The organism is Luteimonas panaciterrae, from assembly GCF_020511115.1.
GTDB lineage: Bacteria > Pseudomonadota > Gammaproteobacteria > Xanthomonadales > Xanthomonadaceae > Luteimonas > Luteimonas panaciterrae.
The window spans coordinates 23,131-35,998 of record NZ_JAJAVH010000019.1 but is presented as its reverse complement, the minus strand read 5'-3'; the positions used below and the strand labels follow the sequence as shown (position 1 = coordinate 35,998).

The window sequence follows — 12,868 nt, the reverse complement described above, 5'->3', positions numbered from 1 at the left end:
CGCCCTGCAAGGTGGCGACCGGGGTGGTGACGCGAGCGATCTTCGCCGTGAGCACGCGCGCATCGGCGGGCACGGCGAAGGCACACAGCGTCGACAGCAACAGGTGTAGGATCGCCCGCGACATGGCCCAGGGCCTGTCGTCATGTCCGGAGTGGGTCGCGCCGGGCCTGGGGGCATGCGAGGCAAGGAAGAGTGAGGAAGTGTATGTCGATACACGCACGAACGATGACGCGGCATCGCGTGCCCCCAGGCCCGGCCCTTCGGGTTGCTTCTCGGTGGCCGCCATGCGGCGCCGCGCGGCTTGACCTTGCAGACAGCAAGGCGCTGCGCCGCACAACACCACCTGACGGCCACCGAGAAGCAACGCGACCCACTCCGGACATGACGACAGGCCCTAGCATACCGACAACCCGTCAAGATCCATGACGCCTCCATGACGCCCCGCATCCTTCTCGTCGAGGACGATCCGGTCACGCGGGCCTTCCTGACGGCCGCCGCCGAAGCCCTGCCCGCTCGCGTGGATGCGGTCGACTGCCTGGCGGCCGCGCGCGACCGCATTCGCACGCAGACCTACGATCTGTGGCTGGTCGACGCGAATCTGCCGGACGGCCAGGGCGCGATGCTGCTCGAGGAACCGCAACGGCAAGGCACCGCCGTACTCGCGCATACGGCCGCGTGCGAGCAGGACACGCTCGCACGGCTGCGCGAGGCCGGTTTCGCCGATGTCCTGGTGAAGCCGCTCACCGCCACGGCGCTGCAGGCAGCGATCCGCAGTGCGACCGCGAACGATGAGGCTTCTTCTTTTGATGTCGCCATGCCCGCGAACGATCAGGCGGGCGCGCTTCCTCTCTGGGACGACGCCAAGGCATTGACCGCGCTCAACGGGCAGCGCGCGCACGTCGATGCCTTGCGCGGCCTGTTCCTCGAGGAGCTACCCGCCACACGCGACACCATCGCCGCGGCGGCGCACGATCGTGACCTGGACGCCATGCGCGCCTCCTTGCACAGACTGCGCGCCAGCTGCGGCTTCGTCGGTGCGATGCGCCTGGATGCGACGGTCGCGGTGCTGCATGGCGCGCCGGACTCGCCGGAAGCGCTGGCGGACTTCCTCGCCGTGGCTCAGGACACGTTGTCGTCGCGCTGAGGTCTGGTGACGAGACGACCGATCTCGCCGATCAGTTCCCACGATTTCAGCCCGCGACCGCCGAGATGATGCGCGATCACCGCGCGCATCGCGCGGCGCAGCCCGGCCAGTTCTTCCACTTGCGGCGGGGTTTCGGTGTCGGCGGCCAGCGCCAGCAGGGCGCGCCCTGTGGCGGTGCGGTCACGCTCGCCGCCACCGTCGCGCTCGCTGAGCAAGCGTCGCGGTCCGTGTTCGGGATCGAGGTGATAGCGCGCGGCCGGATCGAGCGGTGTGCCGTCGCCGTCATGCGACAAATCGAAACCGAAGCCGAGCGCTTCCAGCAGATCGCGTTCGAAGCGCCGCAACGTCCAGGCGAGCGGCGCCTGCGTGCGCAGGCGTTCGCGCGTCTGGCCGTAGATCGCGTACAGCTCCGTGTGCGGGTCCTGGCGCGGCGCAAGGCGCAGCAGCAATTCGTTGATGTAGAAGCTGGCCAGCATGGCGTTATCGACGAGCTGCGGGGCGACGTCGATGGCTTCGGCATGCGTCAGCAATGCCAGCTCGCCGCGCTGCACGGCATCGAAGCGGATGTGCTGCAACGGCTGCAGCGCGGCGCGCAGCACGTGTCGCTTCGGTCCCTGCACGCCGCGCGCGACCAGGCCGAGGCGGCCGTGATCGGCGCTCAGGACTTCCAGCAGCAGGCTGGTCTCGCGCCAGGGACGCGCGTGCAGGACGTAGGCCGGTTGTGCAGTCAGACGCATATCGCTCGTCATTCCCGCGAAGGCGGGAATCCATGGACGTTGCTGTTGGCTTTACTTTGGCCTTGCGAAAGTCCATGGATTCCCGCCTTCGCGGGAATGACGAGCAAGAACGCATTGCCTGCCAGCATCACGAAGCCTGCTTCAGTCGTGATAGCCGAGGCTACGCAGCGCGGCCTCGTCGTCCGACCAGCCTTGGCGCACCCGCACCCAGGTTTCGAGAAATACCTTCGCGTCGAACAGACGCTCCATCTGCTGCCGCGCCTTGCTGCCGATCTCGCGCAGACGCGTTCCGCCCTTGCCTATGACGATGGCCTTCTGGCCATCGCGTTCGACCCAGATCACCGCGCCGATGCGCAGCATCGCGCCGTCGACGGTGAAGGATTCGATTTCCACGGTGGTCGCATACGGCAACTCGGCACCGAGCTGGCGCATCAGCTGCTCGCGCACCATCTCGCCGGCGAGGAAGCGCTGGCTCTTGTCGGTGATCTCGTCCTCGGCGTACAGCGCCGGCTGTTCCGGCACCAGCGACAGCAGCGTGGCGGTGAGCGCTTCCAGGCCATTGCGCTTGAGCGCGGAGATCGGATGCACGCCGGCGAATTCGCGGCCCTCGGTCACGCGCTGCAGGTAAGGCAGCAGCGTGCTCTTGTCGCGCAGCTTGTCGATCTGGTTGACCACCAGCACCGCCGGTACGCCGGCATCGCGCAAGGCTTCGAAGGCGAGCGTGTCCTCCTCGTCCCAGCGTCCGGCCACCACCACCAGCACCGCCGCGTCGACGCCTTCCAGCGCGCCGCGCGCGGCGCGATTCATCATGCGGTTCATGGCCGAGGCCGAGTACTTGCCCTGCTCGCGGTGCAGGCCGGGGGTATCGACCAGCAGCAACTGCCCCTGCGGGCCATCCTGTCCAGAGAAAGTGGCGATACCGAGCAGCCGATGCCGGGTGGTCTGCGGCCGATTGGAGACGATGCTGACCTTGGCGCCGACCAGGGCGTTGACCAGCGTGGACTTGCCGACATTGGGGCGGCCGATCACGGCCACCTGTCCGGCGCGGAAGGAAGTTGGGGACATGGCGGAATTCTACCGGTACCGGCGTGCGGGACGCCGCCGGCTGCCGCAATCGACCGTGAAACGGTTACGCCGCGGTTTCGAGCAGGGTCAGCACCGCCTCGGCGGCGGTCTGTTCGGCGGCCCGGCGCGAACTGCCCTCGCCGACCGCCGACAACGGCGGCTCGACGACCGTGCAGGACACACGGAAGGATTTGGCGTGGTCGTCGCCGGATTCGGCCACCAGCTCGTAGACCGGCAACGCGCGCTGCCGCGCCTGCAGCCATTCCTGCAGCCTGGTCTTTGCATCCTTGTCGACCTTGCCCGCAGGCGTTTCGTTGACCGCGTCCTCGAACCATGGCAACACCACGCGCCGGCAGGCCTCGAAGCCGGCGTCGAGGTAGATCGCGCCGACCAGCGCTTCGAGCGCGTCGGAGAGGATCGAATCGCGGCGGTGGCCGCCGGATTTCATCTCGCCGGGGCCGAGGATGAGGTCGGCGCCGATGTCCAGGCTCCGCGCGATGGCGGCGAGCGAGGATTCGCGCACCAGCTCGGCGCGGGCGCGCGTGAGGGCGCCCTCGTCGGCCTTCGGCCAGCGGCGGTACAGCGCCTCGGCCACGATCAGCCCCACCACGGCGTCGCCCAGGAATTCGAGGCGTTCGTTGTGCGGGGTGCCGGCGCTGCGGTGGGTCAGCGCCTGTGTCAGGAGTCCGCGATCGGCGAAAGCATGGCCCGCGTATTGGCGGTTGCCATCAGTTCCCATTGCGGCCGAGGGTGCCATCGGCATGGAACTTGCCGACGATATCGAGATTGGCGAACAGCGGTTTGCGAATCTCGTAATCGACGGTCATCTTCCAGCCGCCGTTCTCGCCGCGCTCGAGCTTGACGTTCTGCGGCTTCACGTTCTCGGAATAGCTGATGTCCAGACGCCTGAAAAACAGGGTCTTGATGCTGCCCACGTCCTGTTCGGCGATCCCCGGCTCGTTCTGCAAGCCCTTCAGCGCCTGCTTCACCGAGTAGTACTCGTAGTACATCGGGAACACCCGCATCCCGAAATAGACGAAGAGCCCCGCCACGCACAGCGTGATGACGAAGCCGAGCAAGGACATTCCGCGTTGTGTGCGTCTCATGGCCATTTTTCCCCCAATGACAGTGACAGTGTTCGTTGCCCCGCCCTTACGTTACTGGATGCCGTTGCCGATCCGCGAGGTGTCGAAGTTGTTTTTGCACAGATTGCCGATGCTGTCGCAGTTCAGCCAGATCATGAAGGCCTTGCCGCGGATGTTCTGCTCGGGCAGGAAGTGGAAGGCCCAGAAGCGGGCGTCGTCGCTGCGGTCGCGGTTGTCGCCCATCACGAAGTAGTGGCCCGGCGGGACCGTCCACTCGCCCTCGCCCTGGTCGACGAAGATGGCCTTGTCGAACTCCAGCACCGAATGCGGGCGACCCGGCAGCTCCTCGGTGAGCTCGGTGGCACCGGTCATGTCGGCGCCGCTGCCCTTGCCGACGTACTCGCCGACGCGCTTGTACGCGAACGGCACGCCGTTCACGTAGACCTGGTTGTTCTTGTAGGCAACGGTGTCGCCCGGCAGGCCGATGATGCGCTTGATCCAGTCCTGATCCGGGCTTTGCGGCGGCTTGAACACCACCACGTCGCCGCGCTTGGGCTCGCCGATCGAGAGGATCTTGGTGTTGGTGATCGGCAGGCGCAGGCCGTAGGTGAACTTGTTGACGAGGATGAAATCGCCGGTGAGCAGGGTCGGCATCATCGAGTTGGACGGGATCCGGAACGGTTCCGCCACGAAGCTGCGCAGGATCAGCACGATCGCCAGCACCGGGAAGAAGGCCTTGGCGTAATCGACGACGATCGGGTCACGGCCCTCGTCGAGCAATCCGGCGTTGCGCTTGCGCGCGGCGGCGAAGAACAGCTTGTCGACCAGCCAGATGAAGCCGGAAGCCAGCGTCGCCACGACCAATGCGATTTCAAACCATCTCATGCTTGTTCCTTTGACGCTTCTGATTTCCCTTCTCCCCCTGGGAGAAGGTGGCGCGAAGCGCCGGATGAGGGAAGGGGAATGATCGGGCCGGAAACGGTTCTGTGGTTCGGAACTGTTCCTCCCTCATCCGCCCCTTCGGGGCACCTTCTCCCGGAGGGAGAAGGGAAATGCAAACTACTTGCTATCCACCTGCAGCACCGCCAGGAAGGCTTCCTGAGGAATCTCCACGCGTCCGACCTGCTTCATCCGCTTCTTGCCTTCCTTCTGTTTCTCCAGCAGTTTCTTCTTGCGCGAGACGTCGCCGCCGTAGCACTTGGCCAGCACGTTCTTGCGCATCGCCTTCACCGTGCTGCGGGCGATGACCTGCGCGCCGATCGCCGCCTGGATGGCGACGTCGAACATCTGCCGCGGGATCAGCTCGCGCATCTTCTCGGTCAGTTCGCGGCCGCGACGGTCGGCGTGGCTGCGATGGACGATGATGCTCAGCGCGTCGACCTTGTCGCCGTTGATCAGCGTGTCCACGCGCACGAACGGGCCGGCGTCGAAGCGCACGAAGTGATAGTCCAGCGAGGCGTAACCGCGCGAGACCGACTTCAGCTTGTCGAAGAAATCCAGCACCACCTCGGCCATCGGCAGTTCATAGCTGATCTGCACCTGGCTGCCGAGATAGGTGATGCCGATCTGCGCGCCGCGCTTCTCCTCGCACAAGGTGATCACGTTGCCGACGTAGTCCGGCGGCGTGAGGATGTTGGCGCGAATGATCGGCTCGCGGATCTCCTCCACCTGATTCACCGGCGGCAGCTTGGCCGGATTTTCGAGCGGCATCGTGCTGCCGTCCGTCTTCAGCACTTCATAGACGACGGTCGGCGCGGTGGTGATGAGATTGAGGTCGTACTCGCGCTCCAGGCGCTCCTGCACGATCTCCATGTGCAGCATGCCGAGGAAGCCGCAGCGGAAGCCGAAGCCCATCGCATCGGAGCTTTCCGGCTCGAAGCGCAGCGCGGCGTCGTTGAGGCGCAGTTTCTCCAATGCCTCGCGCAGCGCCGGATAATCCTCGGCGTCGACCGGAAACAGGCCGGCGAACACGCGCGGCTGCATTTCCTGGAAACCCGGCAGCGGTTTTTCGGCCGGCAGCGAAGCCAGCGTGAGAGTGTCGCCGACCGGCGCGCCATGCACGTCCTTGATGCTGGCGTTGATCCAGCCCACCTCGCCGGCGCCGAGCTTGGTCAGCACCTTGCGCTTGGGCGTGAACACGCCGACCTGGTCGACCTGATGGACGCGCCCGCTCGACATCACCTGGATCTTGCTGCCGGGGACGATCTCGCCCTGCATGACGCGCACCAGCGAGACCACGCCGAGGTAGTTGTCGAACCAGGAATCGATGATCAGCGCCTGCAGGCGATCGGTATCACGCGGCTTGGGCGGCGGGATGCGATGCACGATCGCTTCCAGCACTTCCTCGACGTTCAAACCGGTCTTGGCGCTGATGGCGACAGCGTCGGTGGCGTCGATGCCGATCACGGCCTCGATCTCGGCCTTGGCACGTTCGATGTCGGCGGTGGGCAGGTCGATCTTGTTGAGGATCGGCACCACCTCCAGGCCCTGCTCCACCGCGGTGTAGCAGTTGGCCACCGACTGCGCTTCCACGCCCTGGGCGGCGTCGACCACCAGCAGCGCGCCTTCGCAGGCGGCCAGCGAGCGGCTGACTTCGTAGCTGAAGTCGACATGGCCGGGCGTGTCGATGAAGTTGAGCTGATAGACCTGCCCGTCCCGCGCCTTGTACGGCAGCGAGACGGACTGCGCCTTGATGGTGATGCCGCGCTCGCGCTCGATCGGGTTGCTGTCGAGCACTTGCGCTTCCATCTCGCGCGCTTCTAGACCGCCGCACAATTGGATGATGCGGTCGGCCAGGGTCGACTTGCCGTGGTCGACGTGGGCGATGATGGAGAAGTTGCGGATATTCCGCATCGGGTCGGACATAGGGCGGCAGTGGGGGCCGTCGAACGGCCGATGCGATAAAGCAGGAGATTATCGCACGGTCCCCGCTTTTTCCTTCTCCCTTCGGAAGAGGCCGGAAACCGCCTGTCAGGCGGCTGGCGGATCGGGCGGGAAATCACTCGCCGAGGGATGTGCCCATCGGCCGGAATGCTCCCGCCCTCGCCCGCTTCACACAGCGTCGACCTGGTCCGGGGAGAACGCGAGAATCAGCCCTCGTCGTCCCCGTCGCCGTTGTCCGCGCGCGGCGTCACCGCGACGAACTGAGAACTGGTGCCACGCCGTACCAGCAGCATCACCGTCTGCCCGATCTTGACGCCGGACAGGGCGCGATCGAGCGCGGCGGCGCTGCCGACAGCCGTGCCGCCGACCCGGAGCACCACGTCGCCCGGCTGCAGGCCGGCCTCACGCGCGGCGATGCCTTCGATGCGGGCGATGCCCACGCCCTCGCCGGATTGCAGACCGGCCTGACGGCGATCGTCGGCACTGAGATCCTGACCGATCAGGCCCAGCGAATTGGACGATTTCGCCGAAGGACCGCGCGGCGCCCCGCCCTGATCCTGGCGCGAACCCGCGCCACCGGCCAATCCTTCGTTGAGCTCGGCCAGCGTCAGCGTGTAGTCGCGCGTCTTGCCTTCGCGCAGGACGCCGAGCTGGACGCGGGTGCCCGGCGTCATGGCGCCGATCATCGGCGGCACGTCGCTGGACTGGTTGATGGTCGTGCCGTTGATCGTGCGGATCACGTCACCGGGCTGCAGGCCGGCCTTCTCGCCGGGGCCGCCGGGCGTCACGTCATTGATCAGCGCGCCGCGCGTGTCCGGCAATCCGAAGCCCTTGGCCTTCTCGGCGGTGATCGGCTCCAGCGTCACGCCGACCATGCCGCGGCTGACCTTGCCGGTCGCCTTGAGCTGCTTGACCGTATTCATCGCCAGATCGATCGGGATGGCGAAGCTCACGCCCATGTAGCCGCCGGAGTTGGAGAAGATCTGCGAGTTGATGCCGACCACCTCGCCGCTGGTGTTGAGCAGCGGTCCGCCGGAGTTGCCCTGGTTGATGGCGACGTCGGTCTGGATGAAGGGCACGTAGCGCTGGTTGGCGTAGGGGTTGCTGCGCCCGACCGCGCTGATGATGCCGGCGGTCACCGAATGATCGAGGTTGAACGGCGAACCGATCGCCACCGCCCACTGTCCCGGCTTGAGCTTGTTGGAGTCGCCGATGCGCAACGCCGGCAGGTTGCTGGCATCGATCTTGAGCAGGGCGATGTCGGAGGGCTCGTCGGTGCCGACCACCTTGGCCTTGAACTCGCGGCGATCGGTCAGCTTGACCGTGACCGAATCGGCGTCGTCGACGACGTGATGGTTGGTCAGCACGTAGCCATCGGGAGAAATGATGAATCCCGAGCCCATCGAAGTGCCGCGCGGACCGTTGCCGGGGCCGTCCGGCCCGCCCGGGTTACCGGGGAACGGAACGCCAGGGCCGAAGAAGCGGCGGAAGATTTCCGGGATGTCCTCCTCGTCCGGCATCTGCGGCTGCTGCTGTCCGCGCGCGCGACGCGTGGCGGGCTTGCCACCCACCTCGGCGACGATGTTGACCACGCCCGGCCCCACCTGCGAGACCAGCTGGGTGAAATCGGGCAATCCGACCACGACCGGCGCCGGCGCGGTGGATTGCGTGGACTGTTGCGCGGTCGCGACCGGCAACACGATCGCGGTGGTCGCGGTGGCGGTCAGGGCGATCAGGATCGCAGCTTGCAGCGGGGCTTTCATCGGGGAAGCGTCCTCGACAAATGAGGTTGAAGGAAAAGAATAGAGGATGGGCCGTCAAGGCCCGGGCGCGCGATGTCAGCGCGGCCCGGTCGTCCGGCCAGCGGCCGCCTGCGGCTGCGCTCCCGTCTGCGACGGGTCGAGATGCGGCTGCAGGAAGGGATTGCCGCCGCTGGTGCCGTAGCTGGCGTTGAGCGCGCCGTTGCCCGTGTAGTCGCCCAGGATCGTGCGCGGCCACGGTCGCGACTGCGCCGATTGCGTGACGAAGGGATCGTTGGCCTGCGGCACCGATGCGGCCTCCTGTGCCGACGCTCCCGCCAGCGCGACGGTCGTGGTCATGGGAGTCGTGTTCAGAGGCACCGAGGACTGATCCAGCACGGCGGAAGCAGGCGTGGGCGCCGCGGCGGCGACCAGGCGTTCGGTCGCGCTACGCGCGCTTTCGCGCTGCGGGCGCGAACGGCGTTCGATGGCTCGGCGCGGCACGTCGGCCAAGGCGACCGTGGCGGCGGCGAGCGTCGCGGTATCGGGCGCGGTCGGCGCGGGCGCCGATGGCGTCTCTGTGCGTACCGGTGCCGGCTGCGGCCCCGATGTCGCGGCCATCTGCATGGAGGGCGCGGACGTGGAAGGCTCCAGCGGGTCGGAACCCGGCTGGCGCGCCACGAACAGGGCCGCTACCGCCACCGACGCGGCCAGTGCCGCACCACTGCCCCAGCGTCCCCAGCGTGGACGCCGCGCGGCGTTCCCATCCTGCGCGACCGCCAGCTGCGGCACGGCTTCCGTCTCGGTGATGGCCAGGAGCACGCGCTGCGAAAACCCCGCCGGAAGCAAGGCGTCGTGACGCCCGCGCAGGATGTCGCCGCAGACCTGCCAACGCTCCCAGCACGTGGCCAGTTCGCTGTCGTGCTCCAGGCGACGCAGCATGAATCTGGCCTCGTCGGGAGCGAGCTCGCCATCCAGCATCGCCGAGAGTTGCTGACGGTGATGGTCGTAGAGTTTGTCGGGTTGCGCTTGGTTCATATCGCTCGGGTGTCTTGCCTGACGTCTTGACTGGAAAATGTCGGGTCCGGTCAGCGGGCCGCCCGCTGCCGCGTGCTTTCGCTGTCCATCAATGGTTTGAGTTCCACATCGATCGCCTCGCGTGCCCGGAAGATGCGCGAGCGCACCGTGCCGATCGGGCAATCCATGCGTTGTGCGATTTCTTCGTAGCTCAATCCGTCCACTTCGCGCAGGGTGATGGCCAGCCGGAGTTCTTCCGGTAATGCTTCGACCGCGCGCATCACGGTTTGTTCCATCTGCTGGCGCGCGAGTTCGCGCTCCGGCGTGTCGGTGTCGCGCAGGCGTATGCCGGAATCGAACTGCTCCGCATCTCCGATATCGATGTCCTCCGTGGGAGGACGGCGGTTGTGGGCGACGAGATGGTTCTTTGCGGTATTCACGGCGATACGGTGCAGCCAGGTATAGAACTGGGCGTCGCCACGGAAATTACCAATCGCGCGATACGCGCGGATGAAGGTTTCCTGGGCCACGTCCTGGCATTCGCTCCAATCGGAGATGTAACGCCCGATCAACGCCGCCACTCGATGCTGGTACTTGCGCACCAGCAGATCGAAAGCCGCGCTGTCGCCGCGTTGCACGCGCCTGACCAATTCCTGGTCAAGTTCCTGGTTGGGCTCCTGCCGACCTTGTTGTGGTTCCACGACTTCGGCCATCGGGCCGGTGCTCCTCGAGAGCCCTGCCTGTTGGCTGGGCGATATGACCTTCGACACAGGGGAAAGTTCCAATTGCAATTCGTCGCAGCTTCATCCCATCTGGGGCCGCGGCACCACTGCCGCAAGCCATGTCCGTGTGAATCACGCTCGACCGGGAGGAAAACGCTTTCAGCCGACTTTCAAACGCTCATTTGACGTCGCCAGAACCTCGACGGGATCATAAGGAGCCTGTCATCGTCATCCCCGAGGCTGCCGAGCGTTGTTCAGCCGCCTTTGCGATAACGTTTACAGTTCCTCCTCCTCTCCTCACCTTAACGGATGGCACCCATGATTGCAGGGCTCGACGGACTGCGCTTCAGCCATTGGCAAGCCGAGCAGCGTGACGACGGCATCGTCGTGCTGACCCTCGACCGCGCCGGTGAGTCGGTCAACACCTTCTCGCAGGCGGTGATCCTCGAACTGGACGCCCTGCTGGAGCGTCTGTCGATCGATCCGCCCAAGGGACTCATCCTGCGCTCCGGCAAGGCCAAGGGCTTCATCGCCGGCGCCGACATCCATGAATTCCAGGAACTCGACGCCAAGGGCGTGATCGGCGATTCCATCCGCCGCGGCCAAGTCGCGTTCCAGCGCCTGGCCGATCTGCGCTGCCCCACGGTGGCCGCGATCCACGGCTTCGCCATGGGCGGTGGCACCGAGGTCACCCTCGCCTGCCGCTATCGCGTCGCCAGCAACGATCCCGGCACCCGCATCGGTCTGCCCGAAGTGAAGCTCGGCATCATTCCGGGCTGGGGCGGCAGCGTGCGGCTGCCGCGCCTGATCGGCGCGCCGGCCGCGTTCGACCTGATGCTGACCGGACGCACGCTGTCCGCCAGCGCGGCGAAGGCGGTCGGATTGGTCGACAAGGTCGTCGATCCGGCGCAATTGCTCGACGCGGCCGTCGAACTCGTTCACAAGGGCGCGCAGCGTCCGTTCAAGCAACGCTTCCTCGCCTGGATCACGAACACCTGGCTCGTGCGTCAGGCACTCGCGCCCACGCTAACCAAGCAGGTCGCGCGCAAGGCACGCAAGGATCACTACCCCGCTCCGTTCGCGATGATCGAGACGTGGCGCCGCAGCAGCGGCGGCATGCAGTCGCTGCTCGCGGCCGAACGCAAGACGGTGGTGAAGCTGGCGAGCACGCCCACCGCGCGCAATCTGGTGCGCATCTACTTCCTGCAGGAACGCATGAAGGCGCTCGGCGGAAAAGAATCGGGCATCAAGCACGTGCACGTGGTCGGCGCCGGCGTGATGGGCGGCGACATCGCATCCTGGTCGGCGTACAAGGGCTTCGAGGTCACGCTGCAGGATCGCGAGCAGGAATACATCGACAAGGCGATGGCGCGCGCGCAGGAACTGTTCGCGAAGAAAGTGAAGGACGAAGCCAAGCGTCCGGAAGTCGCCGCGCGTCTGAAGTCCGATCTCAACGGCGATGGCATTCCGAACGCCGATCTCGTCATCGAGGCGATCATCGAACGGTCGGAAGCCAAGCGCGAACTCTACGATGCCGTCGAGCCGCGCCTGAAACCCGATGCGCTGCTCACCACGAACACCTCCGCGATTCCGCTGACCGAACTGCGCGAGCACATCCGTCGCCCGGCGCAATTCGCCGGCCTGCACTTCGTCAATCCCGTGCCGCTGATGCCGCTGGTGGAAATCATCCACCACGACACGATGGCGCCGGAAACGCAGCAACGCTTGGCCGCCTTCTGCAATGCGATCGGCAAGCTGCCGCTGCCGGTGGCGGGCACGCCGGGCTTCCTGCTCAATCGCCTGCTGTTCCCCTATCTGCTCGAAGCGGCGACGGCGTATGCCGAAGGCATTCCCGGCGCGGTGATCGACAAGGTCGCGGTGAAGTTCGGCATGCCGCTCGGACCTGTGGAACTGCTCGACGTGGTCGGCCACGACATCGCCTACAACGTGTTGCAGGAACTGGCGCCGTTCCTCGGCTTGCAGGCACCGCCAGCGCTGGCCACGGCACCGGAGCCCGGCAAGCGCGGCAAGAAGGACGGCCAAGGCGTTTACGTCTGGGAAAACGGCAAGCCGAAGAAGCCCGAGGTGCCGAAGGACTACAAGGTGCCGGAGGATCTCGAGGATCGCCTGATTCTGCCGCTGCTCAACGAAGGCGTGGCCGTGCTGCACGACGGCGTGGTCGCCGACACCGATCTGATCGACGCGGGCATGATCTTCGGCAGCGGCTTCGCGCCGTTCCGCGGCGGCCCGATGCAGTACATCCGCGAGACCGGCGCCGATGCGATGCTGGAACGGCTGAAGGCATTGCAGGCGAAGTACGGCGATCGTTTCGCGCCGCGTCCCGGCTGGGATTCGCCCGCACTGCGATAAGCAAACGCGATACGCATGCGGCGAAGCCTCGCGCATTCGCCGCATCGGCAGCACCATGCGGCCATGCTGCATGGCAATATCGGCTGGCCCGAAGCGCTAAGCCGGT

11 protein-coding genes are annotated in these 12,868 nt (G+C 66.3%); 2 read left to right on the top strand and 9 right to left on the bottom strand.

Translation table 11 applies throughout. From position 1 onward, the window contains the following. Positions 1 to 433: 433 nt before the first annotated feature. Positions 434 to 1,144, top strand: coding sequence for a response regulator (locus LG367_RS17405; protein ID WP_226470536.1), 711 nt, complete (start codon positions 434 to 436; stop codon positions 1,142 to 1,144). Here the strand turns inward: LG367_RS17405 and recO are convergent. The 9 genes from recO to rpoE all read right to left on the bottom strand — a co-directional run bounded on the left by recO (position 1,120) and on the right by rpoE (position 10,383). After that, on the bottom strand, positions 1,120 to 1,881 hold the full coding sequence (recO, locus tag LG367_RS17400) for a DNA repair protein RecO (RefSeq protein ID WP_226470535.1): 762 nt from the start codon (positions 1,879 to 1,881) through the stop codon (positions 1,120 to 1,122). The two genes, LG367_RS17405 and recO, sit on opposite strands and share 25 nt — an antisense overlap. 141 nt (positions 1,882 to 2,022) lie before the next feature. Next, complete coding sequence (era, locus tag LG367_RS17395) at positions 2,023 to 2,946, bottom strand: GTPase Era (protein ID WP_226470534.1); 924 nt, start codon at positions 2,944 to 2,946, stop codon at positions 2,023 to 2,025. Between the two features lie 64 nt (positions 2,947 to 3,010). Continuing rightward, positions 3,011 to 3,703 (bottom strand): ribonuclease III, encoded by a 693-nt coding sequence (rnc, locus tag LG367_RS17390; protein WP_425491005.1) that lies wholly within the window; start codon positions 3,701 to 3,703, stop codon positions 3,011 to 3,013. Continuing rightward, complete coding sequence (locus LG367_RS17385; protein ID WP_226470533.1) at positions 3,675 to 4,052, bottom strand: DUF4845 domain-containing protein; 378 nt, start codon at positions 4,050 to 4,052, stop codon at positions 3,675 to 3,677. Before LG367_RS17385 ends, rnc begins: the two co-directional genes overlap by 29 nt. A 51-nt stretch (positions 4,053 to 4,103) precedes the next feature. Next, entirely contained in the window at positions 4,104 to 4,916 is an 813-nt protein-coding gene (gene lepB, locus LG367_RS17380; RefSeq protein WP_226470532.1) for a signal peptidase I, read from the bottom strand. Between the two features lie 174 nt (positions 4,917 to 5,090). Further along, positions 5,091 to 6,884, bottom strand: a complete 1,794-nt coding sequence (gene lepA, locus LG367_RS17375) for a translation elongation factor 4 (protein ID WP_226470539.1) — start codon at positions 6,882 to 6,884, stop codon at positions 5,091 to 5,093. 236 nt (positions 6,885 to 7,120) lie between these two features. Beyond that, entirely contained in the window at positions 7,121 to 8,677 is a 1,557-nt protein-coding gene (locus LG367_RS17370; protein ID WP_319004033.1) for a Do family serine endopeptidase, read from the bottom strand. A gap of 75 nt (positions 8,678 to 8,752) precedes the next feature. Further along, a complete protein-coding gene (locus tag LG367_RS17365) occupies positions 8,753 to 9,691 on the bottom strand; it encodes a sigma-E factor negative regulatory protein (protein ID WP_226470531.1) in 939 nt (312 codons plus the stop codon). A 50-nt stretch (positions 9,692 to 9,741) separates the two neighbouring features. Further along, positions 9,742 to 10,383, bottom strand: coding sequence for an RNA polymerase sigma factor RpoE (rpoE, locus tag LG367_RS17360; RefSeq protein ID WP_226470538.1), 642 nt, complete (start codon positions 10,381 to 10,383; stop codon positions 9,742 to 9,744). A 327-nt stretch (positions 10,384 to 10,710) separates the two neighbouring features. On the opposite strand from rpoE, the gene LG367_RS17355 reads away from it, so the two are divergent. Then, a complete protein-coding gene (locus tag LG367_RS17355; protein ID WP_226470530.1) occupies positions 10,711 to 12,762 on the top strand; it encodes a 3-hydroxyacyl-CoA dehydrogenase NAD-binding domain-containing protein in 2,052 nt (683 codons plus the stop codon). The last annotated feature ends 106 nt before the right edge of the window (positions 12,763 to 12,868 follow it).